This is a genomic window from Streptomyces sp. NBC_00250, assembly GCF_036192275.1.
In the GTDB taxonomy this organism is placed as follows: domain Bacteria; phylum Actinomycetota; class Actinomycetes; order Streptomycetales; family Streptomycetaceae; genus Streptomyces.
The window spans coordinates 3012039-3037412 of the sequence record NZ_CP108088.1 but is presented as its reverse complement, the minus strand read 5'-3'; the positions used below and the strand labels follow the sequence as shown (position 1 = coordinate 3037412).

The 25374-nt window shown below is 72.2% G+C and carries 18 protein-coding genes and 1 pseudogene; 8 read left to right on the top strand and 11 right to left on the bottom strand.

Features of this window, described 5'->3' with window-relative positions; genetic code table 11:
- Window positions 1-25 precede the first annotated feature (25 nt).
- From OG259_RS13405 to OG259_RS13395, 3 genes and pseudogenes are all read right to left on the bottom strand, one after another.
- Complete coding sequence (locus tag OG259_RS13405; RefSeq protein WP_328947080.1) at window positions 26-634, bottom strand: helix-turn-helix transcriptional regulator; 609 nt, start codon at window positions 632-634, stop codon at window positions 26-28.
- Between the two features lie 325 nt (window positions 635-959).
- The gene (locus tag OG259_RS13400) at window positions 960-1655 is read right to left on the bottom strand and encodes a response regulator (RefSeq protein WP_328942481.1); all 696 of its coding nucleotides are present in this window, start codon (window positions 1653-1655) and stop codon (window positions 960-962) included.
- 410 nt (window positions 1656-2065) lie between these two features.
- A pseudogene (locus OG259_RS13395) lies at window positions 2066-3664 on the bottom strand (sensor histidine kinase); the annotation flags it as partial.
- Between the two features lie 197 nt (window positions 3665-3861).
- Between OG259_RS13395 and OG259_RS13390 the strand changes: the two are divergent.
- Window positions 3862-5274, top strand: a complete 1413-nt coding sequence (locus OG259_RS13390) for a cation:dicarboxylate symporter family transporter (RefSeq protein WP_443051960.1) — start codon at window positions 3862-3864, stop codon at window positions 5272-5274.
- A gap of 303 nt (window positions 5275-5577) precedes the next feature.
- On the opposite strand, the gene OG259_RS13385 is transcribed toward OG259_RS13390, so the two are convergent.
- Together OG259_RS13385 and OG259_RS13380 are read right to left on the bottom strand one after the other, a co-directional pair.
- Complete coding sequence (locus OG259_RS13385) at window positions 5578-6447, bottom strand: aldo/keto reductase (protein WP_328947079.1); 870 nt, start codon at window positions 6445-6447, stop codon at window positions 5578-5580.
- Between the two features lie 11 nt (window positions 6448-6458).
- Window positions 6459-7364 (bottom strand): NAD-dependent epimerase/dehydratase family protein, encoded by a 906-nt coding sequence (locus OG259_RS13380; RefSeq protein ID WP_328942478.1) that lies wholly within the window; start codon window positions 7362-7364, stop codon window positions 6459-6461.
- A 64-nt stretch (window positions 7365-7428) separates the two neighbouring features.
- Between OG259_RS13380 and OG259_RS13375 the strand changes: the two genes are divergently transcribed.
- The 4 genes from OG259_RS13375 to OG259_RS13360 all read left to right on the top strand — a co-directional run bounded on the left by OG259_RS13375 (window position 7429) and on the right by OG259_RS13360 (window position 11207).
- Window positions 7429-7953, top strand: coding sequence for an Lrp/AsnC family transcriptional regulator (locus OG259_RS13375; RefSeq protein WP_328942477.1), 525 nt, complete (start codon window positions 7429-7431; stop codon window positions 7951-7953).
- A gap of 72 nt (window positions 7954-8025) precedes the next feature.
- Window positions 8026-8454, top strand: coding sequence for a MerR family transcriptional regulator (locus tag OG259_RS13370; RefSeq protein WP_328942476.1), 429 nt, complete (start codon window positions 8026-8028; stop codon window positions 8452-8454).
- Window positions 8455-8459: 5 nt separating this feature from the next.
- The gene (locus tag OG259_RS13365; RefSeq protein WP_328947078.1) at window positions 8460-8798 is read left to right on the top strand and encodes a thioredoxin family protein; all 339 of its coding nucleotides are present in this window, start codon (window positions 8460-8462) and stop codon (window positions 8796-8798) included.
- A 156-nt stretch (window positions 8799-8954) separates the two neighbouring features.
- Window positions 8955-11207 carry a HelD family protein gene (locus OG259_RS13360; RefSeq protein WP_328942475.1) on the top strand — a complete coding sequence of 751 codons (2253 nt, stop codon included), beginning with the start codon at window positions 8955-8957 and terminating at the stop codon, window positions 11205-11207.
- Here the strand turns inward: OG259_RS13360 and OG259_RS13355 are convergent.
- From OG259_RS13355 to OG259_RS13330, 6 genes are all read right to left on the bottom strand, one after another.
- Window positions 11182-12072 carry a ScbA/BarX family gamma-butyrolactone biosynthesis protein gene (locus OG259_RS13355; RefSeq protein ID WP_328942474.1) on the bottom strand — a complete coding sequence of 297 codons (891 nt, stop codon included), beginning with the start codon at window positions 12070-12072 and terminating at the stop codon, window positions 11182-11184. The two genes, OG259_RS13360 and OG259_RS13355, sit on opposite strands and share 26 nt — an antisense overlap.
- Window positions 12073-12216: 144 nt before the next feature.
- On the bottom strand, window positions 12217-14484 hold the full coding sequence (gene glgB, locus OG259_RS13350; protein WP_328942473.1) for a 1,4-alpha-glucan branching enzyme: 2268 nt from the start codon (window positions 14482-14484) through the stop codon (window positions 12217-12219).
- A 135-nt stretch (window positions 14485-14619) separates the two neighbouring features.
- Complete coding sequence (locus OG259_RS13345) at window positions 14620-15969, bottom strand: maltokinase N-terminal cap-like domain-containing protein (RefSeq protein ID WP_328942472.1); 1350 nt, start codon at window positions 15967-15969, stop codon at window positions 14620-14622.
- 246 nt (window positions 15970-16215) lie between these two features.
- Window positions 16216-17910, bottom strand: a complete 1695-nt coding sequence (gene treS / locus OG259_RS13340; protein WP_319309768.1) for a maltose alpha-D-glucosyltransferase — start codon at window positions 17908-17910, stop codon at window positions 16216-16218.
- On the bottom strand, window positions 17907-19892 hold the full coding sequence (locus OG259_RS13335; RefSeq protein ID WP_328942471.1) for an alpha-1,4-glucan--maltose-1-phosphate maltosyltransferase: 1986 nt from the start codon (window positions 19890-19892) through the stop codon (window positions 17907-17909). Before OG259_RS13335 ends, treS begins: the two co-directional genes overlap by 4 nt.
- A gap of 331 nt (window positions 19893-20223) precedes the next feature.
- A complete protein-coding gene (locus OG259_RS13330; RefSeq protein ID WP_328942470.1) occupies window positions 20224-21150 on the bottom strand; it encodes an SDR family oxidoreductase in 927 nt (308 codons plus the stop codon).
- Between the two features lie 118 nt (window positions 21151-21268).
- Between OG259_RS13330 and OG259_RS13325 the strand changes: the two genes are divergently transcribed.
- The 3 genes from OG259_RS13325 (at window position 21269) to OG259_RS13315 (ending at window position 25362) form a co-directional block, all read left to right on the top strand.
- The gene (locus OG259_RS13325) at window positions 21269-22279 is read left to right on the top strand and encodes an AraC family transcriptional regulator (protein WP_328942469.1); all 1011 of its coding nucleotides are present in this window, start codon (window positions 21269-21271) and stop codon (window positions 22277-22279) included.
- Between the two features lie 171 nt (window positions 22280-22450).
- On the top strand, window positions 22451-23881 hold the full coding sequence (locus tag OG259_RS13320; RefSeq protein WP_328942468.1) for a 4-hydroxyphenylacetate 3-hydroxylase family protein: 1431 nt from the start codon (window positions 22451-22453) through the stop codon (window positions 23879-23881).
- On the top strand, window positions 23878-25362 hold the full coding sequence (locus tag OG259_RS13315; protein ID WP_328942467.1) for an MFS transporter: 1485 nt from the start codon (window positions 23878-23880) through the stop codon (window positions 25360-25362). The genes OG259_RS13320 and OG259_RS13315 overlap by 4 nt, the downstream gene beginning before the upstream one ends.
- Window positions 25363-25374: the final 12 nt, after the last annotated feature.

The following is a 25374-nucleotide window of genomic DNA, read 5'->3' as shown; positions in this document are numbered from 1 at the left end:
ATCTACGGCGCCGACTCGCGATGATCTAGGAACCGACCGCGGCCCAGAAGTGGCCGGTGATCTCGTCCAGGTACGCGCGACCCTCGTCGCCGGTCGCGGCCGAAGCACCCCAGCTGCTGGTCGCCGCCATCCGGGAGTGGTACTCCGCGTGCAGGCGCTGCAGGGCGAACTCCAGGGTCTGCTTGGGCAGCGGCACCATCTTCACCGCCGGTTTCACGTACGCCTGCCAGCGGGTGGTGGCGGCGTCGCGCAGCAGCTCGGCGAGGCGCTCGTCGCCGCCGGTCGCGGTGATCAGGGCGCGCGGGCCGAGGCCGAGGACCTCCGCGAGGGCGGCCGTCTGGCGTTCGGTGCCGCGCCAGCGTCCCTCGTCCTCCATCCGCTGGTACGCGTGGGCCGCCACGCCGACCCGCCGGGCCAGCTCCTCGGAGGGGAGTCCGCGTGCCATCCGGTGCTCGCGGAGGGTGGAGGCGGCGGCGATCAGCTCGGCGGGGGAGCACCACAGGACGCCCGCGAGGGCCGTGAGCTCCTGTTCGTTGGGGACGGCGCGGCCGCGTTCCCACGCGACGACGGTGTCGGGGTTGACGAAGAGGCCGTACTGCGCGCGGAGGCCGTACGCGACATGGCCGGGGGCCATGCCGAGGGCCTCACGGAGGCGGCGCGCGGCCAGGGCGTTGAAAGGTGGTGAGGGTTGGTGCACCCGGTCACGGTAGGTGCGGAGGGTAACGGCTGGCTACGGTGCGTTCCCCCAAGGTGTGGAGTCGTAGGAACGTCGGAACCGATCAGTAACCGGGCGTGGTCACCTTGGAAACGATCAGTGACCGAGTGCGGTGGCCTTCGGAAACGATCAGTGGCCGAGCGCGGTGACCTTCGGAAACGATCAGCGATCGCGGGCGATGACGCAAGGGCCCGATCGCCGCGGAGTCGTTTCCCCGGACGCGATGCCCTTCGGCGTCGGTCGGTCAGTGACCGCGGGCCGGGCCGTCGAGCCAGCGGTACTGGAGCTCGGGGCGCCCGATCTGGCCGTACTGCGGGGCGCGCACGGCCCGGCCCCCGGTCACCAGGTGCTCCAGGTAGCGGCGCGCGGTGATCCGGGAGATCCCGACGGCCGTGCCGGCCTCGGCGGCGGTGAGCCCCGCGGGGGTGGACCGGAGGGTCCGGGTGACGGCCTCCAGGGTGGGCGCGCTCAGGCCCTTGGGGAGGGCGGCGGGGTGCGGGGCCCGGAGGGTGGCGAGCGCCCGGTCCACCTCGTCCTGCCCGGAGGCCTCGCCGGCGGTCGCCCGGAACTCGGCGTACCGGGCGAGCCGGTCCCGGAGGGTCGCGAAGGCGAAGGGCTTGAGGACGTACTGGACGACCCCGAGCGAGACGCCCTCGCGGACGACGGCCAGGTCGCGGGCCGAGGTCACGGCGATGACATCTGCGGAGTGCCCGGCGGCGCGCAGCGCGCGCAGCAGCTGCAGGCCGTGGCCGTCGGGCAGGTAGAGGTCGAGCAGGATCAGGTCGACGGGCGTCCGCTCCAGCAGGCGCACGGCGGCGGCACGGGAGTGGGCGACCCCGACGACCGTGAAGCCCTCGACCCGGCCGGCGTACAGGGCGTGGGCATCGGCGGCGACGGGATCGTCCTCGACGACGAGCACCCGAAGGGGCAGCGCACTCACGAGACCACCTCGGTAGGGCCGGTGCCGGTGCCGGTGCCGGTGCTTGGGCTTGGGTCGGAGCCGGGGCGGGGGGCCGGGCGTTCCGCGCGGCCCGTGCCCGGCCCGGGGGCCGGGCCTCCGGCGGGGATCGTGCCCTGCCCGGGGATCGTGCCCTGCCCGGGGATCGTGCCCGGCCCGGAGGCCGTGCCCGGCCCGGAGGCCGTGCCCGGCCCGGAGGCCGTGCCCGGCCCGGAGGCCGGTCCGGCTCCGGCGGGCATGTCAGGCCCCAGGGTTCCGTCCGCTGCCCGGTTTCCCGTGGTCGGGGGTGCGGGATCGGATCCCGGCCGGTGGCTCGCCGGGGCCTTCGTCGCGGGCTCGGGCCGCATCCGGCCGTCCGTCACGCCCTCCCGCGCCGACGGCACCGGCACGGGTGCCGGCACCGGCACCGGTAGCGGCAGTCTTACGGTGAACTCCGCGCCGCCCGCCTCCGCGTCCGTGACGTCGAGTGTGCCCGAGGCTCGGGACACCGCCTGGCCGACCAGGGCCAGGCCCAGGCCCCGGCCGGGGCCCCGAGTGGTCCAGCCGCGGCCCAGGACCGCGTCACGGTCGGCCGGGCGGACGCCGGGGCCGCTGTCGCCGACACGGAGCAGCAGCTCGCCGTCGCCCGTGCGGGCCGCGACCGTCACCGTCACGCGCGCGTGCGGGGTGCCGCCCGCCGCCTCCACCGCGTTGTCGATGAGGTTGCCGAGGATCGTCACCAGGTCCCGGGACGGCAGGGTCGCGGGCACCAGGCCGTCGTCGATGCGGCTGTCCTCGGTCAGGACCAGCTCCACACCCCGCTCGTTCGCCTGTGCCGCCTTGCCGAGCAGCAGCGCCGCGAGCACCGGCTCCCCGACGGCGTCCACGACCCGGTCGGTGAGCGCCTGGGCCAGCTCCAGCTCCGCCGTCGCGAACTCCACCGCCTCGGCCACCCGGCCCAGTTCGATCAGCGAGACGACCGTGTGCAGCCGGTTCGCGGCCTCGTGGGCCTGCGACCTGAGCGCCTCGGTGAACCCCCGCTCCGAGTCCAACTCGCCTGACAGTGCCTGGAGTTCCGTACGATCCCGGAGCGTGGCGACCGTGCCGCGCCGCTCCCCGCCCACCACCGGCCGGGTGTTGACCACGAGCACCCGGTCGGCCGTCAGATGTGTCTCGTCGATCCGGGGCTCCGAGGACAGCAGCGCGCCGGTGAGCGTCGCGGGCAGCCCGAGCTCGGCCGCCGGGCGGCCGACGACCGCTTCGTCCAGGCCGAGCAGCTCCCTCGCCCCGTCGTTGATGAGCGCGATCCGCCGCCGCCCGTCGAGCATCACGAGCCCTTCGCGGACGGCGTGCAGCGCGGCCTCGTGGTAGTCGTGCATCCGGCTCAGCTCGGTCGCGTTCATGCCGTGCGTGTGGCGGCGCAGCCGCGCGTTGACCACGTACGTCCCCGCGCCGCCGAGCGCGAGCGCCGCGCCCGCCATGCCGAGCAGCGCGGTGACCTGCTCCCGTACCTGCTCGCTGATCTTGTCGATCGTGATGCCCGCGCTGACCAGGGCGACGACCCGGCCGCCGTCGAAGACCGGCACCACCGTCCGTACGGAGGGGCCGAGCACCCCCAGGTGGGTCTCGGAGTAGGTCCGGCCGGCCGCCGCCTCCTCGATGTGACCGAGGTACGTCCGGCCGATCTGCTCCGGCTCGGGATGGGTCCAGCGGGTGCCGTCCGGGGACATGATCACGACGAAGGCCACGCCGGCGTGACGGCGCAGCGCCTCGGCGTACGGCTGGAGCACCGCCGTCGGGTCGGCGGAGCGGGTCGCGGCGACCACCGACGGGGAGTCGGCGACGGCCGCGGCGGTGGCGGTGGCCTGGCGCCGCGCGGTCTCCTCGGCCTGCGCCCGGTCCGTGACGTACGCGAAGACCGCGCACCCCGCCACGACGACGGCCACGAGCACGACCTGCATCGCGAAGAGCTGGCCGGCCAGGCTGCGGGGGTGGGGGAGGGGGAAACGCATGCGGGTAAGTGTGCACGTGGGAGCGTGCGCCGACGCATCGCGTTCCCGAATCGTTCCCTCCGGGCCCGGTCGCGGCCCTGCCGCCGTGGCGCCCTGCCGCCCGGCCCCCGCCGTTCTGCCGTCACGCAGCCCCGCAGCCCCGCGGTGGTTTCGGTTGTGAACGAAACGTACGTAACCGTGACCCCGGTCACAGGCTGATGGATGCTCGCGGAGTCCACCGGGACGTGGACACCCATCAGCACGAGGAGGACCCCGTGGCCGCACGACGGGACCGTACCCATTATCTGTATCTGGCCGTCATCGGAGCCGTACTGCTCGGCATCGCGGTCGGATTCCTGGCGCCCGGCGTCGCCGTCGAGCTGAAGCCGCTGGGCACCGGCTTCGTCAATCTGATCAAGATGATGATCTCGCCGATCATCTTCTGCACGATCGTGCTCGGCGTCGGATCGGTCCGGAAGGCCGCGAAGGTCGGCGCCGTCGGCGGCCTCGCCCTCGGCTACTTCCTCCTCATGTCGACCGTCGCACTCGCGATCGGCCTCGTCGTGGGCAACCTCCTGGAGCCCGGCTCCGGGCTGCACCTCACCAAGGAGCTGGCCGAGGCCGGCGCCAAGCAGGCCGAGGGCGCGAGCGAGTCCACCCCGGACTTCCTGCTCGGGATCATCCCCAAGACCATCGTCTCCGCCTTCACCGAGGGCGAGGTCCTCCAGACCCTCCTCGTCGCGCTGCTCGCGGGCTTCGCGCTCCAGGCCATGGGCGCGGCGGGCGAACCGGTTCTGCGCGGGATCGGTCACATCCAGCGGCTCGTCTTCCGCATCCTCGGCATGATCATGTGGGCCGCCCCGGTCGGCGCCTTCGGCGCGATCGCCGCCGTCGTCGGCGCGACGGGTGTCGACGCGCTCAAGTCGCTCGCCGTCATCATGATCGGCTTCTATCTGACCTGCGCGATCTTCGTGTTCGTCGTCCTCGGGGCGCTCCTCAGGCTGGTCGCCGGGATCAACATCTGGACCCTCCTGAAGTACCTGGGCCGCGAGTTCCTGCTGATCCTCTCCACCTCCTCCTCCGAGTCCGCGCTGCCCCGCCTCATCGCGAAGATGGAGCACCTGGGCGTCAGCAAGCCGGTCGTCGGCATCACCGTGCCGACCGGCTACTCCTTCAACCTCGACGGCACCGCGATCTACCTCACGATGGCCTCGCTCTTCGTCGCCGAGGCGATGGGCGATCCGCTCTCGGTCGGTGAGCAGATCTCGCTCCTCGTCTTCATGATCATCGCCTCGAAGGGGGCGGCGGGCGTCACCGGCGCCGGTCTCGCGACCCTCGCGGGCGGTCTCCAGTCGCACCGGCCCGAGCTGGTCGACGGGGTGGGCCTGATCGTCGGCATCGACCGCTTCATGAGCGAGGCCCGCGCGCTCACCAACTTCGCGGGCAACGCGGTCGCCACGGTGCTCGTCGGCACGTGGACGAAGGAGATCGACAAGGCGCGGGTCGGCGAGGTGCTCGCCGGGCGGATCCCGTTCGACGAGAAGACGCTGGTCGACGATCACGCGCCTGCCGTACCGGTGCCGGACCAGCGGGCCGATGAGGGCGAGGAGAAGGCGCGGGCGGGCGTCTGAGGAACGGGGCGGGGCGGGCCGCTGCGCGGGGTCGTTTCCGCCCGCCCGGCGTTCGAGGGCACGGCCGAAGGCCGTACGGGGGGCTGGGGGCCTGCCCCCGGTTTCGGGAAGGGGCGGGGTGGGGGAGAAGCCCCGCGGGCAGCGGTACCCTCCCCGCGTCCTCCCCGCACCCCCCCGCCCCCACCCAGAACCAGGTCCCGGGCCTTGAGCCGGATCCGGGCCCCGGGGGAAGGGCGTCCCCGTCGGGGGCGCCCTTCTCGCGTTGCCCGAGGCGAGTTCTCACGCGTTGCCCGAGGCGGGTTCTCAGGCGCCGTTCAGCTCCGCCGACTCCTCCTCCGTGAGCTGCAGTTCGGCCGCCGCGGCCGAGTCCCGTACCGACTCCGGCCGGCTCGCCCCCGGGATCGGCAGCACCGTCTCCGAGCGGGCGAGCAGCCATGCCAGGGCCACCCGCTGCGGGCTGATCCCCCGTGCCCGCGCCACCCGGTGGAAGGCCCCGAACCGAGGGTCCTCCTCCTGGGTGGAGGTGCCGTCAAGGGAGCTGCGTGAGATGCCGCCCAGTGGGCTCCACGGCAGGAAGACGAGGCCCAGTTCCGCGCAGAGCCGTAGCTCCGCCTCGCTCGTGCGGACCGCCGGTGAGTAGCGGTTCTGTACGGAGACCAGTCGGTCGCCCAGGATCTCGCGGGCGAGCAGGATCTGCGGGGTGTCGACGTTCGAGATCCCGGCGAGCCGGACCGTACCGGCGTCCAGCAACTCCCGTATCGCGCCCAGGGATTCGGCGTACGGGACGGCCGGGTCCGGCTTGTGCAGCTGGTAGAGGCCGATCGGCGCGGAGCCGAGCCGTCGCGCCGAGGCCTCCGCGGCCCGCCGCAGATGGGCGGGTCGTCCGTCCACGGTCCAGCCGCCGTCCGCCGTACGGCCCCGCCCGCCCTTCGTCGCCACGAGGACGTCGTCGACGCGGCCCCCGTACGAGGCGAGCGCCCGGGCCAGGAGCAGTTCGCCCTCGCCGGGCGTGCCGTCCGGCGGATGGTAGGAATCGGCGGTGTCGAGCAGGGTCACCCCGGCGTCGAGCGCGGCGTGCACGGTGGCCACGGCGCGCGTCGCGTCCGGCCGGCCCTCGACGGAGAGCGGCATCGTGCCGAATCCGACGGCCCCGACCCGTACGTCCCCCAGCATGCGGAAGCGCGTCACGCCGTCACCTCGTCGATCGTCTCGGCCACGGCGTCCGCGAGCCAGGTGGAGGAATGCGAGAAGGGGTAACCGAGGCCGACCGCGCGGGAGTTGTCCATGGCGTACGAGCGGGCGAAGGAGAACGGCGAGACCTCGCCGACCTCCACCTCCTGGAAGACGGTCCGGCCGCCCACCCGCTTCTCGATCTCCGCGCAGATCTCCGCAGTGGTCAGCGGCCCGTGGGAATGGGCGTTCACCGGCCCGGTGAATTCCGCGTCGACCGCCCAGGCGAGAAATGCGGCGATCTCCTCCACGTAGACATAGGTCGCCGGGCGGTTCACGGTCGGGACGGCGATCGGTTCGCCCGCCCGGACGCGCCGCGCGTAGTGGTCGAGCCGGCCGGTGAAGTCGTCGGCGCCGCCCAGTACATGGGCCACGCGCACCGACGTCCACGCGAAGGGCGGGACGGCGGCCGCGAAGACCGCCTCGGCCTGCCGCTTCCCCTCCCCGTAATGCGCCTCACGGAACTCCGGGTCGTCCCAGGCCCCGCCGGTGTCGACGGTGACCGTGCCCAGGTCGAGGACGTCCTCGGTGACGGGTACGGCCGAGTCCTCGTACTCGTACACCTCCACCGTCGACGTCATCACATAGCGCCGGGTGCGTGCCGCGAACACCCGCCGGGCGATCTCCGCCTGGCGCGGGGTGTAGCAGACCTGGTCCACGACGACATCGAAGGAACGGCCCGCCAGAACCGATTCCAGGGCGGCCTCGTCGTCGCGGTCGGCGACGAGATGCTCGATTCCCTCCGGGGCGCCCGAAGAACCCCGATTGAGGATCGTGACCCGATGCCCGGATTCCTGCAGCAGGGCGATGAGCCGCTTTCCGAAATAGCGGTTCCCGCCGATGACCAGAACGTCCTTCATTCCCAACTCCCTTGTCTCACAGGACAAGTGTTACGTTGATCGTTCGCTGTCTGAAGGGGGAAAAATGGGAGTCCAGGCCGCCGTACCGAAGGAACCACGGCATTCGCGGTCAGCCGCCGACGAAACCTCGGCGACCGCTTTCGACCCCGTCGACCGGCAGATCCTGGACCTCCTCCAGAGCGACGGCCGCATCAAGCTCAGCGAGCTGGGCCGCCGCGTCCGGCTCAGCCCGGCGGCCGTCACCGAACGGGTCCGCCGCCTGGAGGCGAGCGGCGCCGTCACCGGCTACGGCGCCCATGTCTCCCCGGCCAGCCTCGGCTACGGCATCCAGGCCTTCATCCGGGTGAACCCGCACGGCGGCTACACCCTGAAGCACCCGCGGACCCTGGAGCTGATCTCGCGCCCCGAGATCCTGGAGGTCCATCACGTGGTCGGCGAGGACTGCTGGATCCTCAAGGTCGCCGTGACCGACACCATCCACCTCGAAGACGTCCTGGAGCAGACCTCGGCGCTCGGCCGGACCACGACCTCGATCGTGCTCTCCTCCCCCGTGGAGCGGAAACCGCTGCTGCCTCCCGCACGCCCCTGATCCCTCGCATCTCTCGCCTCGACGCCGGCACCTCTTGCCTTGACGTCGACGTCAGGGCCTACGGTCGTGGACATGCGCATCGGAGAGCTGGCCGAGCGGGCCGGAACGACCACACGGACTCTGCGCTACTACGAGTCCCGTGGCCTTCTGGCCGCCCGGCGCACGGAGAACGGCTACCGCACGTACGACGAGGGCGACCTGCGGCTCCTCCAGCAGATCAGGACCCTCCAGGACTTCGGGTTCGATCTGGAGGAGACCCGGCCGTTCGTCGACTGCCTGCGCGCCGGTCATCCGGCGGGCGACGCCTGTCCCGCGTCGATCGCCGTCTACCGGCGGAAGGTCGCCGAGCTGGACGGGCTGATCGAACAGCTCCAGGCGGTGCGCGCCGAGGTGGGCGCCCAGCTGCTGAGGGCCGAGGCGGAGCTGCCGCACGGCCCGGAACCCCGGTGCGAGCTCGGTACGGAACGGGACACGGAATCAGCCGGAACGACGGAGGGGTGACGGAGATGAAGGCGTACGCGCAGGGTGTGGCCGAGGTCACGGACGAGGACTTCGGTACGGAGGTGCTGGGCGCCGAGCTGCCGGTCCTGGTGAAGTTCACCGCGGAGTGGTGCGGGCCGTGCCGGCAACTGACCCCGGTGCTCGCGGCGATCGCCGCGGAGGAGGCGGAGCGGCTCCGGATCGTCGAGATCGACGTGGACCGGAACCAGGAGACCACGGTGAGGTACGGGGTCCTGGCGACCCCGACGCTCATGGTCTTCCGGGCGGGCGAGCCCGTGAAGGCGATCGTCGGGGCCCGCCCGAAGCGCCGCCTCCTGGCGGAGCTGGAGGACGTCCTCGCGTAGGCGGAGCCCACGGCACTTCCGCAGGGCATACAGAAATACCCCGACTACAATTGACAGTCGGGGTATTTCTTCGCGTATATTAATGGATTCTGCGCCCGGAAACATCACGGGCGCAGAGAAGTTCAATAAACGCACTGTATCGCGCCGGGAGTCGAATTGTCAACCGAGGAATTTCGGAACGAGCAGCAATTCATCACCGATCTCTACACACGACTCGACGATCTGAGGGACCAGGCCGAGGCCGCCGTCGAGCAGGCCCTGCGCACCCCGGGGGTCGGCAGCAACCAGGGGCGGCTCGAACGGGACGTCATGGTCGCCGAGCAGTCCGGGCTGCTCGCCGCGTTCAACGCGGGGGAGAGCGGGCTCTGTTTCGGGCGTCTGGTCTTCAAGGACGGGCGCGACCACCACATCGGCCGGATCGGCATCCGCGAGGACGACCCGAACCGCACCCCGCTCGTCGTCGACTGGCGCGCCGAGGTCGCCCGCCCCTTCTATCTCGCCACCGGGTACGAGCCGATGGGGCTCTCCCGCCGCCGGCACATCAGCACCCTGGGCCGTACGGTCACCGCGCTCCACGACGAGGTCCTCGACCTCGCCGACGCCACCCGCACCGGGCACGAGAGCCGTGACGCCGACGAGGTGCTGCTCGCCGCGCTGGACGCCGCCCGCACCGGCCGGATGCACGACATCGTGCAGACCATCCAGGCCGAGCAGGACGCCATCATCCGTTCCCCGCACCGCGGGGTCCTCGTCGTCGAGGGCGGCCCCGGCACCGGCAAGACGGCGGTCGCGCTGCACCGGGCCGCGTACCTCCTCTACGCGCACCGCGAGCAGCTCGCCAAGCGGGCCGTCCTCATCGTCGGCCCCAACCCGGCCTTCCTCGGCTACATCGGCAACGTCCTGCCCTCCCTCGGCGAGACCGGCGTCCTCCTCGCCACCCCCGCCGAACTGTTCCCCGGCGTCCGCGCCACCGGCACCGACACCCCCCGCGCCGCCGCTGTCAAGGGCTCCGCCGCCATGGCCGAGGCCCTCGCCGCGGCCGTACGGGACCGCCAGCAGGTGCCCGAGCGCGGCGAACCGCTCGTCGTCCCGCACGAGGACGGCGACCTGGTCATCGACTGGGACATGGCCCTGGAGGCCCGCCACAAGGCCCGCGAGACGGCCCTCCCGCACAACCTGGCCCGCCCCTACTTCGTCTTCCGGATCCTCGACGCGCTCGCCGAACAGCTCGCCGACCGGATCGGCGCCGACCCCTACGGCGGCCCCAACTTCCTCGGCCCCGACGACATCGCGCTGCTCGCCAAGGGCATCGCGGGCAACCCCGATGTGTACGCGGCGATCGACACCCTCTGGCCCGCCCTCACCCCGCAGGACTTCCTCGCCGACTACCTGGCCGAACCCACCCACCTCGCCGACGCGGACGCCGACGAGATCCGCCGCGACGGCCGTGACGGCGCCCCCTGGACCCCCGCCGACGTGCCGCTGCTCGACGAGGCCGCCGAACTCCTCGGCGAGGACGACTCGGCCGCGCGTGCCGCCGAGGAGGCCGAACGCCAGAAGCAGATCCAGTACGCGCAGGGCGTCCTCGACGTCTCCTACGCCTCGCGCACCTACGAGTTCGAGGACAAGGAGGAGCATGACAAGGACGCCTCCGAGGTCCTCTCGGCGCACGACATCATCGACGCCGAGCGCTTCGCCGAGCGTCACGAGGAGGCCGATCACCGCACGGCCGCCGAGCGGGCCGCCGCCGACCGCACCTGGGCCTTCGGACACATCATCGTCGACGAGGCCCAGGAGCTCTCCGCGATGGCCTGGCGGCTCCTCATGCGCCGCAGCCCCACCCGCTCGATGACCCTGGTCGGCGACCCCGCCCAGACCGGCGACCCGGCCGGCGTCGGCGCCTGGGAGCGGATCCTCGCCCCGTACGTGGCGGACCGCTGGGAGCTGGTGCGCCTCGGCGTCAACTACCGCACGCCCGCCGAGATCATGGCGGTCGCGGCCGAGGTGCGGAGGGCCGACGACCCGGGGTTCGAGCCGCCCAGCTCGGTGCGGTCCACCGGGGTGGAGCCCTGGGACCGCACGGTCGACGATCCGGTGAAGGAGGCCGCCGACGCGGTGGCGACCGAGCTGCGCGCCGAGGGCAGGATCGCGGTGATCGCCCCGCCCGAGCTGCACGCGGGTCTGATCGCGGCCCTGCCGGAGGCCGCGTACGGCCCGGCTCCCGACCTCACCCGGCCGGTGGTGCTGCTCGACCCCCGGCATGCGAAGGGCCTGGAGTTCGACACCGTCCTGGTCGTCGACCCGGAGGGCATCGTCGCGGGTGCCGTGCACGGCACCAACGACCTGTACGTGGCGTTGACCCGGGCGACCCAGCGACTCGGGATCATCCGCTCCGCAGCCCGCAGGTGAAGAGCCGCGCGCCGTCCTGGTACCCGGTGACCTCGAAGGCCCCCGCCGTGCTCCCGGGCTCCGCCCGGAGCAGGCAGGGGCCGCCGTCGAACTCGGCGTACCGGTCGAAGGCGACCCGCACGGAGGCCGGCAGATAGGGGCGCGGCCAGACGGCGGCCGAGGCGGCCTGCCGGGCGGCTTCGAGGAAGAGCATCCCCGGTATGTGGTCGTTGGGGCGCTGGAAGAGGGTGGGGTGCGCGGTGTCGACGACCAGTTCCCACACCCCCTCCCGTCCGCTGGGCCCGAGGAGGACGTCCTCGGGCCGCGACCGCCCCGCCAGTGGTGCCGGGGCCCGCCGGGTCCACGGTCCGGGACGCACGACCCCGGCCTCGACGTGCCCGCCGCGCAGCCTGCGATAGACGGCGGGACCGGCCAACCGCGCGTGGGCGCCGCCGGTCGCCACCACGCACGCGTCACGCAGCACGCTCCACTCCACCCGTATCTCGGTCAACTGATCTCGGCGCGAGCGGAGTTCGGCGAACCGGATCTCGATGTCGGGTTCCTCGCCGGCGACGGTGAGGCCCGTCGGGTCGCAGCTCAGGGAGATCTCGCTCAGCAGGATGTGCCGGGTCAGCGGAAGCCCGTGAACCGCGTGCAGGAGGGCCATCGTGGCCTGCCGCAGCGTCTCGACGACCATGAGCGGGTCATGGCACGGCTCCGATCCCCGGCGGACGGGGGTGAAGAACGGGTGGCCGGTGGGCCAGGTGGCCCGCACCGCGAAGCGGTCCTTCCCGTCGAGCGGCCGCCACTCGACGGGAAAGGTGTCCTCACCGCGCACCCGATGGCAGAGCCGTGGCGACAGGCGCCGCTCGACGGTTTCCCGCATCCTGTCCCCGCCCCTCTGGACCTGTCGGCCTGGTCAGTGGAGCGAAGATAGCCGAACGGGGAGCGGGATGCCCGAACGAGTGAACGATCAACTGATTGATCGTCAATTCTCGGACAGGTAGAGTCCTCTACCCCCCTCCGGGGCTCAGGCCGGCCGCAGCCAGACCGTCGCGAGCGGCGGCAGCGTCATCCGGATGCTGGCCGAACGGCCGTGGTGCGCAACCGACTCCGTCTTCACCGGGTCCCGCCCCACCACGTCCCCGCCGCCGTACCGGCCGGCGTCCGTGTTCAGGACCTCCGACCAGGCGACCACCGAGTCCGGCACGCCGAGCCGGTAGTCGTGCCGCACGACCGGCGAGAAGTTCGACACCGCGAGCAGCGGCGAGCCGAACGCGTCGAAGCGCAGGAACGCGAAGACGTTGTCCTCGCACGCGTCCCCGACCACCCACTGGAAGCCCTCCGGGACGGTGTCCCGCTCCCAGAGCGGGGGCGTCGCCTGGTACACCGTGTTCAGGTCGCGGACGAGATCCCGCACCCCCCGGTGGTCCGGCTCCGCCCCGTACGCCGGGTCGAGCAGCCACCAGTCGGGCCCGTGGTCCGCCGACCACTCCGCACCCTGCGCGAACTCCTGCCCCATGTAGAGCAGTTGCTTGCCCGGGTGGGCCCACATGAAGCCCAGATAGGCGCGGTGGTCGGCGCGCTGCTGCCACCAGTCGCCCGGCATCTTCGACACCAGCGACCGCTTGCCGTGCACCACCTCGTCGTGGGAGATCGGGAGGATGTAGTTCTCGCTGTACGCGTACACCATCGAGAAGGTCATCTCGTGGTGGTGGTACTTGCGGTGCACCGGCTCCTTCTGCACGTACTCCAGGGAGTCGTGCATCCAGCCCATGTTCCACTTCATGCCGAAGCCCAGACCGCCGAAGCCGCCCGGCCCCACCTGGTCCGTCGCCCGCGTCACGCCGTCCCAGGCCGTCGACTCCTCCGCGAAGGTCACGATCCCCGGGCAGCGCCGGTACACCGTCGCGTTCATCTCCTGCAGGAAGGCCACCGCGTCCAGGTTCTCCCGGCCCCCGAACTCGTTCGGCAGCCACTCGCCGTGCTCCCGCGAGTAGTCCAGGTAGAGCATCGACGCCACCGCGTCCACCCGCAGGCCGTCGATGTGGAACTCCTGGCACCAGTACACGGCGTTCGCCACCAGGAAGTTCCGCACCTCCTTGCGGCCGTAGTCGAACTCCAGCGTGCCCCAGTCGGGATGGTGTGAGCGGCGCGGGTCCTCGTGCTCGTACAGCGGCCGCCCGTCGAACTCCGCCAGCGCCCAGTCGTCCTTCGGGAAGTGCGCCGGGACCCAGTCCATCAGGACCCCGATGCCCGCCGCGTGCAGCGCGTCGACCAGGAACCTGAAGTCGTCCGGGGTGCCCATGCGGGCCGTCGGCGCGTAGAAGCCGGTGACCTGGTAGCCCCACGAGCCGCCGAAGGGATGCTCGGTGACCGGCATCAGCTCCACATGCGTGAAACCGAGGTCCCGGACGTACGCGGGAAGCTGCTCCGCGAGTTGGCGATACGTCAGTCCGGGTCGCCAGGAGGGCAGATGGACCTCGTACACGGAGAGCGGCGCCTCGTGGTGCGGGCGCGCCCCGCGACGTGCCATCCACTCCGCGTCGTCCCAGGTGTAGTGCGACTCGGTGACGATCGACGCGGTGTTCGGCGGGCACTCGGTACGGCGGGCCATCGGGTCCGCGCGGACGGTGTGCGTCCCGTCGGGCCGCGTGATGTCGTACTTGTAGAGCGCGCCCTCGCCGACCCCCGGCACGAACAGCTCCCACACGCCCGTCGAACCCAGCGAGCGCATCGGCAGCCCCGTGCCGTCCCAGTGGGTGAAGTCACCGGTGACCCGCACGCCGCGCGCGTTCGGCGCCCAGACCGCGAAGCGGGTGCCGGAGACGCCGCCGTGCGTCATGGGGTGGGAGCCGAGGGCCGTCCACAGCTCCTCGTGGCGGCCCTCGCCGATCAGATGCAGATCGAGGTCTCCGAGGGAGGGCAGGAAGCGGTACGGGTCCTGTACGGCGAGCTCGTCCGGCCCGTCGTAACGGACACGCAGCTCGTACGCGGGCACCTTGCGGAGGAGCGGCAGCAGTCCGGAGAAGAGGCCGTCGCCGTCGGGCGTGAGCGGGACCCGCTTGCCCTTGCTGACGACCGTCACCTCCGTCGCCCACGGGCGAAGCACCCGGACCACCACACCGCCCCGCACCGGATGCGCACCGAGCACGCCGTGCGGATCGTGGTGCTCCCCGGCGAGCAGCCGGGCCCGGTCACCCGGATCGAGCGGTGGCGCCTTCCGGGGCGCGGAGGGCGCGGGGGGCTTGGGGGACTTGGTGCTGCGGGCCGACTTGCCTGCGGGGCGGGCGGTCACCGGGATGCCTCCTGGGGGGTACGGGGGGTACGACTGCGCAACGGTGTGGTGAGGGGACGGGACACTCGGCCGAACGGGGGTTCCATGCGAGGGGGGCTCCACGCGACGGGGTTCCACGCGACGGGGTGGCGGGGGTCATCGGGGGGTGGAGAGGCGTTCGATGGCCGACATGGGGACCGGGAGCCAGTCCGGGCGGTGGCGGGCCTCGTAGACGACCTCGTAGACCGCCTTGTCCGTCTCGTAGGCGCGGAGAAGGGCAGGGTCGGTGCGTGGATCCGCGCCCGCCGCCTCCGCGTACCCCGTGCAGTACGCCGCCCGGCACCGCGCCGCCCAGTCCGCGTTCCAGGGCCGGTGGGTGCGGGCCGCGTAGTCGAAGGAGCGGAGCATGCCGGCGACGTCGCGGACCGTGGGCTGGGGGCTGCGCCGTTCGTCCAGCGGCTTCGCCGGTTCGCCCTCGAAGTCGATGACGGCCCAGCCGCCGTCGGAGCCCCGCAGGGTCTGGCCGAGGTGCAGGTCGCCGTGGATGCGTTGGACCGCGCCGCCACCGTCCGCGCCGCTCGCCGCCGCGAAGACGGCCCGCAGGCCCGGGACGTGCGGCAGCAGCGCCGGGACCGCCTGCGCCGCCGCGTGCAGCCGGCGGTCCATCGCCGCCGCCAGTTGCTCGGTCTCGGCCCGTTGGAGCTTCCGGGTCGGCAGTGCCTCCGCCAGGGCCAGGTGGACTTCGGCCGTGGCCCGGCCGAGTGCCCGCGCCTCGGTGGTGAACTCCCGTCCGTCGGCGAGCGCGTCGAGCGCGAGGCGCCATCCGTCGCGGGAGTCGCGGAGGTAGGGCTGGAGGACGCCGAGCGTCGCGGCGCCCGACTCGAACCAGGCGACCGGTGCCGGGACCCGGGCGCAGCCGGCCCCGGCGAGGGCGAGGGGCAGCTCCAGGTCGGGGTTGGCGCCCGGGCTGACCCTCCGGAAGATCTTCAGGATGAACGAATCTCCATAGACCAGGGACGAGTTGGACTGTTCCGCGTCGAGCATGCGGGGCGCGAGCGCGGGCGGCAGTGCCGTCGTGGCGTGGAAGCGCAGGGGGCCGGTCCGGCCCGGGGTGCGCAGTCGCTCGTAGAGGAGGCCGGCGAGCCGCGGGTCGCGCAGCCCTTCGTACACGGCGCGTCCGGCGAGCGGCCCCTGCCGGATCCGTCCGATCAGGGCGGGGCCGAGGCGGGGCGGGAGCTGGGTCCGTACGCCCAGGAGCAGTTGGTAGCAGTCGGCGGGTGTTCCGGCCGGGCGGCCCGGCTGTTCTACCCGTACGAGGAGATGGAGGAGACCGGGTCCCGCGCCGTCCAGGGGCAGCAGCTCGGTGGCCGCGTCCAGCGTGAATCCGGTGACCCGGCGGCCCTTGCCCGCGAACCAGCGCTGCCGTGGCAGCCATTCGTGGAGCAGGGGGGCGAGGGCCGGAAGGAGGGCGTCCGGGGCCCGGGTGGTGGATGCGGTCTCCGGCATGGCATCGCGTCCTTTCCCCGGGGCGCGCAGTTGGCTGTCGTATGCGTTCAAATGCGCAGAGTGTCCCGGATGGCGGCTGGGGCTGTCCGGATGTGCGGGACGTGTCGGAGGGGGAAGATCCGTATGGGCCCGACAAGAAGGCCCGTATGGACCTGAATCGTGCTGCGGAACGTGTGTGGGTCACAGTGCCCAGAGTGGGACGGGAGGAAACCGTCCCACCCAGGACGAATCCGAACTGACCGACGGTCAGCCCTTCTTGAGACGGAACCAGTAGAAGCCGTGTCCCGCAAGGGTCAGGAGGTAGGGGAGCTGGCCGATGGCCGGGAACGTCACCCCGCCGATCAGCTCCACCGGCTGGGTGCCGTCGAAGCGCCGCAGGTCGAGTTCGGTCGGCTGCGCGAACCGCGAGAAGTTGTTCACGCAGAGGACCAGATCGTCGCCATCCTCACGGAGGAAGGCGAGCACCGCCGGGTTGGACGCCGGGAGTTCGGTGTACGTCCCCGTGCCGAACGCCCGGTTCTGCTTACGGATCTCGATCATCCGTTTCGTCCAGTGCAGCAGCGAGGACGGTGATGCCATCCCCGCCTCGACATTGGTCACCTGGTAGCCGTGGACCGGGTCCATGATGGCCGGCAGGTAGAGCCGTCCCGGGTCGCAGGAGGAGAAGCCGGCGTTCCGGTCGGGGGTCCACTGCATCGGGGTGCGGACGCCGTCCCGGTCGCCCAGCCAGATGTTGTCGCCCATGCCGATCTCGTCGCCGTAGTACAGCACCGGTGAGCCCGGCAGCGAGAAGAGCAGCGCGGTGAACAGCTCCATCTGCTTGCGGTCGTTGTCGAGGAGCGGGGCGAGGCGGCGCCGGATGCCGATGTTGGCCCGCATGCGCGGGTCCTTGGCGTACTCGGCGTACATGTAGTCGCGCTCTTCGTCCGTGACCATTTCGAGGGTCAGCTCGTCGTGGTTGCGCAGGAAGATGCCCCACTGGCAGCCGGAGGGGATCTCCGGGGTCTTCGCCAGGATTTCCGAGACCGGGTAGCGCGACTCGCGCCGGACGGCCATGAAGATCCGCGGCATGACCGGGAAGTGGAACGCCATGTGGCACTCGTCGCCGCCCGAGCGGAAGTCGCCGAAGTAGTCGACGACGTCCTCCGGCCACTGGTTGGCCTCGGCGAGCAGCACCGTGTCCGGGTAGTGGTCGTCGATCTCCTTGCGGACCCGCTTGAGGAAGGCGTGGGTCGCGGGGAGGTTCTCGCAGTTGGTGCCCTCCCGCTGGTACAGGTACGGCACGGCGTCGAGCCGGAAGCCGTCGATCCCCAGGTCCAGCCAGAACTTCAGCGCGGACAGGATCTCCTCCTGCACCGCCGGGTTCTCGTAGTTGAGATCGGGCTGGTGCGAGAAGAACCGGTGCCAGTAGTACTGCTTGCGGACCGGGTCGAAGGTCCAGTTCGAGGACTCGGTGTCGACGAAGATGATCCGGGCGTCGGCGTACTGCTTGTCGTCGTCGGCCCAGACGTAGTAGTCGCCGTACGGCCCCTCGGGGTCGCGCCGCGACTCCTGGAACCACTCGTGCTGGTCGCTCGTGTGGTTCATGACGAAGTCGATGACCACGCGCATCCCGCGCTGGTGGGCCGCGTCGACGAACTCGACGAAGTCGGCCAGGTCGCCGAACTCGGGGAGTACCGAGGTGTAGTCGGCGACGTCGTAGCCGCCGTCCCTCAGGGGGGACTTGAAGAAGGGCGGCAGCCAGAGGCAGTCCACGCCCAGCCACTGGAGGTAGTCCAGCTTGGACGTGATGCCCTTCAGGTCGCCGACGCCGTCCCCGTTGCTGTCCTGGAAGGAACGGACGAGGACCTCGTAGAAGACCGCCCGCTTGAACCAGTCGGGATCACGGTCCTTGGCGGGGGTGTCCTCGAAGGTGTCGGGGACGGGCTCGTTGACAGTCATGATGTGGGTGACCCTCCGGTCTGCGGGGACGGTCGCAGGACGAGGACGTGCGCGGGTGTGACACCCGGCTCTAGGCGCACGTAGCTGGTCCTGCCCCAGTGATAGGTCTCGCCGGTGAGCTCGTCGCGCACCGGCACGGTCTCGTGCCAGTCGAGGCCGAGTTCCGGCATGTCCAACGAGAGCGTCGCCTCCTGGGTGTGGTGCGGGTCGAGGTTGACGACCACCAGAACGGTGTTCGAACCCGAACGCTTGCTGTACGCGATCACCTGCGGGTTGTCCGTGTCATGGAACGACAGGTTCCGCAGCCGGCGGAGCGCCGGGTGACGGCGTCGGATCCGGTTCAGGGCGGTGATCAGCGGAGTGATCGTGGTCCCCTCGCGCTCCGCGGACTCCCAGTCACGCGGCCGGAGTTGGTACTTCTCCGAGTCGAGGTACTCCTCGCTGCCGTCCCGCAGCGGCGTGCCCTCGCACAGCTCGTACCCGGCGTACATGCCCCAGGAGGGCGAGAGCGTCGCCGCGAGCACCGCCCGCGCCTCGAACGCCGGCCGGCCGCCCTCCTGGAGGTAGGCGTGCAGGATGTCCGGGGTGTTCACGAAGAAGTTCGGCCGCATCTGCGCCGCCGTCTCGCCGGACAGCTCCGTCAGGTACTCCGTGAGCTCCTCCTTGGTGTTCCGCCAGGTGAAGTACGTGTACGACTGCTGGAAGCCGATCGCGCCGAGCGTCCGCATCATCGCCGGCCGGGTGAAGGCCTCCGCCAGGAAGATCACGTCCGGGTCGGCCGCGTTGATCTCGCCGATCACCCGCTCCCAGAACACCACCGGCTTGGTGTGCGGGTTGTCGACGCGGAAGATCCGTACCCCGTGGTCCATCCAGTGCCGCAGCACCCGCACGGTCTCCGCGACGATCCCGTCCATGTCCGCGTCGAAGGCGATCGGATAGATGTCCTGGTACTTCTTCGGCGGGTTCTCCGCGTACGCGATCGAACCGTCCGGACGGTGGTGGAACCACTCCGGGTGCTTCTCCACCCACGGATGGTCCGGGGAGCACTGGAGCGCGAAGTCCAGGGCGATCTCCAGCCGCAGCTCCCGGGCCCGCGCCACGAAGGCGTCGAAGTCCTCGAAGGTGCCCAGATCCGGGTGGAGCGCGTCGTGCCCGCCCTCCGGCGAGCCGATCGCCCACGGCACGCCCACGTCGTTCGGCGACGCGGAGAGGGAGTTGTTGGGGCCCTTGCGGTGGGTCTCGCCGATCGGGTGCACAGGCGGCAGGTAGACCACGTCGAAGCCCATCGCCGCCACCGCGGGAAGCCGCTCGGCGGCGGTACGGAAGTTCCCCGGGACCGTACGGCCCTTGACCTTCCGTACGCCCTCCGAGCGCGGGAAGAACTCGTACCAGGAGCCGAACAGGGCCCGCTCCCGCTCCACCTGGAGCGGCAACGCGGGGGAGGCGGACAGGAGTTCGCGCAGCGGGTACCGGTCGAGGGATTCGACGACCCGGGGGCTGAGCGCCGCCGCGAGACGGACGGCCGCGGGGCGCGACACGTCGCGCAGCGCGTCCGCCGCGGCGAGCACGGCCTCCCGGCCGCCGCCCTTCTTCGGCACGCCCTTCGCGGCGCGCTCGTGCAGCTCGGCGCCCTCGGCGAGGACCAGTTCGGAGTCGATCCCGGCCGGGATCTTGATCCTCGCCGTGTGGCGCCAGGTGGCCACCGGGTCGCTCCATGCCTCGACGGTGTACGTCCAGGAGCCCTCGGTGTCGGGGGTGACCTCGGCACCCCACCGGTCGGTGCCCTCGGCCAGTTCGCGCATCGGGGTCCAGGGGCCGGGGCGGCCCGACGGGCCGCGCAGCACGACATTGGCGGCGACCGCGTCGTGGCCCTCGCGGAAGACGGTCGCCGTCACCTCGAAGGACTCTCCGGCCACCGCCTTCGCGGGGCGCCGGCCACAGTCGACCAGCGGGCGTACGTCCAGTACGGGAATGCGTCCCATGAGCGGATTCACAGCATCACCTGACGGTTTACGGGGGTGCGGGTGGTGGTTGTGCGCTCTTTCTAGCTCCGTCGACGGCCGGCGGGTTGCGGGCATGGCCGCTCCTGTCCGCGTTCACTCGGATGGGGGGTCCATAGGGATGAACAGGGGTCACGGGGGGAGGGGTTCGAGGGGTACCGCAGGAGCCTTCCACGGTCTTCGGGCGGGCAATCCAGGAGCTTTGTTAACTACTAGGGCGTAGCCGAACCGACAAGGACAGGACCCGGACAACAAAAACGCCCCGCCCTTGTAGGGCGGGGCCTGTTCGTCGTCCGGGCGCCGGGTGCCGCGGTCAGTGCGAAGGGGACGTGTCCGAGGACCAGACCTGCCAGGGCTGGCGGGCCACCCATTCCTCCACCGGGGGCGGTTCGAGCGCGAGGACCTCCGTCGACACCCCGTCGTCGTCCGCCATCAGGAGCGGATCGGCGCCGCTCGCCATGAAGTGGTAGATCCCGGCCACCCCCGCCGCCGTCTCCGGGCCGAGGAGCCGCGCGAGACCGCGTTCGAAAGCGGCCGGATCCAGCTCCTCGTACCGCACCGCCCTGCCGAGCCCCCGGCCGAACGCCGCCGCGAGTTCGCCGCCCGTGAGGGAGCGCTCGCCGCCGATGTCGAACGTCCGGCCCTCCAGGCCCTCCCGGGTCAGTGCCGCGTGCGCCGCCTCCGCCAGACCCCGGTGCGACAGCCAGGCCGTCCGCGCGGACGCCGGCAGCGGATAGGCGAGCACACCCTCGTCGACCAGGGCCGGACCGTTCCACGGCGAGAACAGGTTGTCCAGGTACACCGGCGGCCGGATCACCACCAGCGGCACTCCGCTGTCCCGCAGCACCCGCTCCGCGAGCCGCCGCGTCTCGAAGGCGGGGACGTCCGTCGGCCCCAGCGGTATCCGGGTGTTGGAGTTGAAGACCAGACGCTCCGTCCCCGCCTCCAGGGCCGCCTCCGCGACGTTCCGCGCGTACGCCTCCACCCGCTCGGTCTCGTACACCAGCGGCATCGTCACGAACGCGTGCGTCGTGTCCTCGAACAGCTGCCGCACATCGGCCGGCCGCCCCAGGTCGCCTGCGAGGAAGAAGGCTCCCGGCAGCGGCGGCCGGTCGGCCGAAGGACGCCGGGTCAGGGTCCGCACCCGGTGCCGCCGCTCGGCGAGCAGCCGGGCCACCGCGCCTCCCTGGAAGCCGCTCGCGCCCACCACCGCCACCCGCATCGGAATCTCACTGGACATGTGTGTCGAAGGCCCTTCGATAGACTTTTCCCGCTGTCGTGTCGGCGTCGTTCCAGGCTCGCCGCGACGGCTTCGGCCGTTCAATTAACAAACCGGGGCGGAAGTTGAAGGATCGTCCATGGCAATCGTGGGAACCGACCGTCACCATCAGCGCGATCCGCGCGATCCGCGCGAGCGACCCGAACAGCACGACGAGCACGACGACCTGTTGAGCGAACTGCTCAAACCCCTCCGGCTCACCGGAGTCTTCGACAGCCGTTGGCACGTCCGCGCCCCCTGGGCCATCGAGGGCGACGCCGAAGCCGGCTGCGCCGTCCTCCACTACGTCGTCGAGGGCGACTGCTGGATCACCACCGACGACGAACCCCCCGTCGAACTGCACGCCGGCGACCTCGTCGTCTTCCCCACCGGCACCGCGCACCAGCTCGCCGACCGGCCCGAACGCCAGGGCGTGCCGCTCAAGGCCGTCCTGCCCGAGCGGCAGCCCGGCACCTCCGGCGAGATCGTCATCGAGGGCAGCGGACCCGAGAGCCGGCTGCTCTGCGCCGGGCTCCACTACGACGCCAGCGCCGCCACCGGCCTCTACACCTCGCTGCCCTGGGCGCTCGTCCTCGACGGCGCCCAGGTCGACCGCGAGCCACTGCTCCGCGACACCCTCCGGCTGCTCGCCGCCCCCGACCGGCCCGTCGGACCCGGCGACCGGCTCATCACCCTGCGCGCCTTCGAGATGGCCCTGGTCCTGGCGCTGCGCCCGCTGCTCCGCGAACTCGCGGGCAATCCGGCCTCGCTGCCGCTGCTCAGGCACCCCGGGATCAGCCGGGCCGTCGTCATGATGGCGACCCGGTTCGCCGAAGCGTGGACGATCGACTCCGTCGCCCGGGAGGTCGGCATGTCCCGCTCCGCCTTCACCGCCGCCTTCCGCGACCTGGTCGGCGAGTCGCCCGCCCGGTACCTCGCCGCCCGCCGGATGCAGGAGGCGGGCCGGCTCCTCACCGAGACCTCGCTCCCGCAGTCCGCCGTGCCCGCCCGTGTCGGCTACCAGAGCGCCGTCGGCTTCCACCTCGCCTTCCGCAAATGGTTCGGGGTGACCCCGGGGGAGTACCGCGCGGGGGTCGAGCGGGCGGCCTGAAGGACGGCCGGCGGGTGGTCCGGGCGGTGTCGGGCCGGCCGACCTGACATCTTCGGGACTCCCTGGACGGTTCTTAAGGACCCCTGGACGGACGCTCATTGTCCGGGCGGGTCACCCCGGACAGGCTCGGGACCGGCAGTGCCGTGACACCCGAGGAGAGGCGACACACCGGTGACGAGGTCCGGGCAGGAGTATCTGGAGGGGCTGCGCGACGGGCGCGAGATCTGGCTGGACGGGGAACGGGTCGAGGACGTCACCGCCCACCCCGCGTTCCGGTCCACCGCGGCCTCCTTCGCCGGGCTCTACGACCTCGCCGACGACCCCGTCCACCGCCCCGTCCTCGTCCAGGGCGGGGTGCGCCGCGCCTACGCCGTGCCCCGCTCGTACGAGGACCTCGTCGCCCGCCGCCGGGCCTTCCGGACCACGGCCGGGGCGAGTTACGGCTTCCTCGGCCGTACCCCCGACTACATGGCCGCCGGCGCGGCCGGGTTCGCCGCCGCGCCCGCCGTGTTCAACGGCGAGGCCTTCGACGGCGCCGAGCACGCCCTCGCCTTCCACCGCCGGCTCGCCGAGGGCGATCTGCACTGCGCGTTCACCCTCGGCAACCCGGCCTCCGGGCCCGGCGGGGACGACCTGACCCTGCGGGTCGTGGCGGAGCGGGACGGCGGGATCGTCGTCCGCGGCGCCAAGACCGTCGGCACGGGCGCCGTCTTCGCCGACGAGATCCTCGTCGGCACCATCGAACCGCTCGCCGCCGACGACACCGAGCACGCGGTGACCTTCGCCGTACGGCCCGACGCCCCCGGCCTCAGCCTGATCTCCCGCACCTCCTACGAGGAACGCTCCCGGTCCGTCTTCGACCACCCGCTCTCCTCCCGGTACGACGAGAACGACGCGATGCTGGTCTGCGAGGACGTCTTCGTGCCCTGGGAGCGGGTCCTCACCCACCGCGACCCGGCCACCACCGGCGCCGTCTGGTGGCGGACCCCCGCCTACCTGAACTTCGTCCACCAGTCCGCGACCCGCTTCTGGACCAAGCTGGAGTTCCTCACCGGACTCGCGATCCTCATCACCCGCTCCCACGGCACCGAGAAGCTCCCGGCCGTCACCCAGGCCATCGGCCGGCTCCTCGGCATGGTCGCCCAGGCCAAGGCCTTCGTGCTCGCCGCCGAAGCCTCGTACGAGGAGGTCGACGGGGGCCGCGGCGGCGTCCGCCCCGGGCAGGACATCTCCTTCGCCCAGCGGATCATGGCCGGCGAGCTCTACCCGCGGGCCGTCCAGGACATCAAGCTCCTCGCGGGCGGCGCCCTCGTCCAGCTCCCCGCGAGCGGCCGGGACCTCCTCCACCCCGAGCTGGGGCCGCTGGTCCGCCGCTACTTCGGCACCCCCGGCCACCCAGCGGAGGACCGCGTCAAGCTCCTCAAACTCGCCTGGGACGCCCTCGGTTCCGAGTTCGCCGGACGCCACGAGCAGTACGAGCGCTTCTACCACGGCGCCCCGCACGTCTACCTGACGATGCAGACCTGGGCCGGCTCCGCCGACGACTGCGAGAGCCTCGCGCAGTCCTGTCTCGACGGTTACGGCCTCGGGACCACCCGGTGACGACACCACCGACACCACCGGTCCCACAGGCGCCACCGGCTCCACGGCGCGGGGCGCTCGCCCTGCTCGCCGCCACCCAACTGCTGCTGATCATGGACACCGCGATCGTCAACGTCGCACTGCCGTCCGTCGGCGAAGACCTCGGCTCCGGCTCCACCGGCCTCTCCTGGGTCGCCAACGCCTACCTCATCGCCTTCGGCGGACTGCTCCTCCTCGGCGGCCGGGTCGCCGACCTCCTCGGCCACCGGCGGGTCTTCCTCGGCGGCCTCGGCCTGCTCGCCGCCGCCTCCGCCGCCGGTGGTCTCGCCCCCGGCGCCGACGCCCTCGTCGCGGCCCGCGCCGCCCAGGGCGCCGGTGCCGCACTCGCCGCCTCCGCCGCCTTCGCCCTGCTGCTCCTGCTCCACCCCGAAGGCCCCGCCCGGCACAGGGCACTCGGCGCGTTCGCCGCGATGGGCGGCCTCGGAGGGGTGCTCGGGACGGTGCTCGGCGGCGTCGTCACCGACCTGCTCGGCTGGCGCTCCACGTTCTGGCTGAACGTGCTGCTCGCCGCCGTCCTCGCCGTCCTCGCCCTGCGGCTCCTCGACCACCGCACCGGCCCCGTCCGGCACGGCGGCTTCGACGTCGCCGGGGCGTTCACCGCGACCGCCGGACTCGGACTCGTCGCCTACGCGCTCGTCGGCTCCGGAGACGCCGGATGGCTGTCCGCCCGGACCCTCGGCGCCGGGGGCGCGGGCCTCGCGCTGCTGCTCGCCTTCGCCGCCGTCGAGACCCGGGCCGCCGCGCCCCTCGTCCCGCCCCGGGTACTGGCCCGCCCCGCGCTCCGGCTCGCCAACGCCCTGGCCGCGCTCGCCCAGACGACGCTCTTCCCGATGTTCTTCCTGGTCAGCCTCTACCTCCAGAACGTCCTCGGGTACGCGCCCCTCGGCGGCGGCCTCGGTCTGCTGCCGCTGTCGCTCGTCGTCGTCGCGGTCGCCCCGCAGACCGGCCGGCTCATCTTCCGGATCGGCCTGCACCGGACGATGACCCTGGGATTCGTCCTGCTGTGCGCCGGGACGCTGTGGCTGGCCCTGGCGCTCACCCCCGACGGCGGCTTCGCGAACACCGTCCTCGCCCCGAGCCTGCTCCTCGGCGCCGCCCTGCCGCTCGTCGTGGTCACCACGAACGTCGCGGCCACGGCGGAGGCCGGGACCGAGGAGACCGGACTCGCCGCCGGACTCGTCAACACCAGCCAGCAGTTCGGCTCCGTCCTCGGCCTCGCCGTCCTGGTCGCCGTCGCCACGAGCCGTACCGGGGCCGACGTCGGGGCCGGCACCGGGGCGGGGAACGCGGCCCGCGCGGCCGCGGAGACCTCCGGGTACCGCGCCGCCCTGCTCACCGGCGCCGCCTTCGCCGCCGCTGCCGCCCTCGCCTCCGTCCGCCTCCACCCGCCGAGACGGGTGCCCGCCCCGGCGCCCGGGCAACAGGTCCCGGACCACCACTGACCCGCACGAACC

Bases quoted from the DNA above. Each gene is read 5' to 3' on its own strand.
- OG259_RS13345 (WP_328942472.1), bottom strand. From the start codon at position 15,969: ATGCCGGAGACCGCATCCACCACCCGGGCCCCGGACGCCCTCCTTCCG.
- OG259_RS13325 (WP_328942469.1), top strand. From the start codon at position 21,269: ATGGCAATCGTGGGAACCGACCGTCACCATCAGCGCGATCCGCGCGAT.
- OG259_RS13380 (WP_328942478.1), bottom strand. From the start codon at position 7,364: ATGAAGGACGTTCTGGTCATCGGCGGGAACCGCTATTTCGGAAAGCGG.
- OG259_RS13365 (WP_328947078.1), top strand. From the start codon at position 8,460: ATGAAGGCGTACGCGCAGGGTGTGGCCGAGGTCACGGACGAGGACTTC.
- OG259_RS13370 (WP_328942476.1), top strand. From the start codon at position 8,026: ATGCGCATCGGAGAGCTGGCCGAGCGGGCCGGAACGACCACACGGACT.
- OG259_RS13405 (WP_328947080.1), bottom strand. From the start codon at position 634: ATGGCCCCCGGCCATGTCGCGTACGGCCTCCGCGCGCAGTACGGCCTC.
- OG259_RS13355 (WP_328942474.1), bottom strand. From the start codon at position 12,072: ATGCGGGAAACCGTCGAGCGGCGCCTGTCGCCACGGCTCTGCCATCGG.
- OG259_RS13335 (WP_328942471.1), bottom strand. From the start codon at position 19,892: ATGGGACGCATTCCCGTACTGGACGTACGCCCGCTGGTCGACTGTGGC.
- treS (WP_319309768.1), bottom strand. From the start codon at position 17,910: ATGACTGTCAACGAGCCCGTCCCCGACACCTTCGAGGACACCCCCGCC.
- OG259_RS13375 (WP_328942477.1), top strand. From the start codon at position 7,429: ATGGGAGTCCAGGCCGCCGTACCGAAGGAACCACGGCATTCGCGGTCA.
- OG259_RS13390 (WP_443051960.1), top strand. From the start codon at position 3,862: ATGGATGCTCGCGGAGTCCACCGGGACGTGGACACCCATCAGCACGAG.
- OG259_RS13385 (WP_328947079.1), bottom strand. From the start codon at position 6,447: ATGCTGGGGGACGTACGGGTCGGGGCCGTCGGATTCGGCACGATGCCG.
- OG259_RS13330 (WP_328942470.1), bottom strand. From the start codon at position 21,150: ATGTCCAGTGAGATTCCGATGCGGGTGGCGGTGGTGGGCGCGAGCGGC.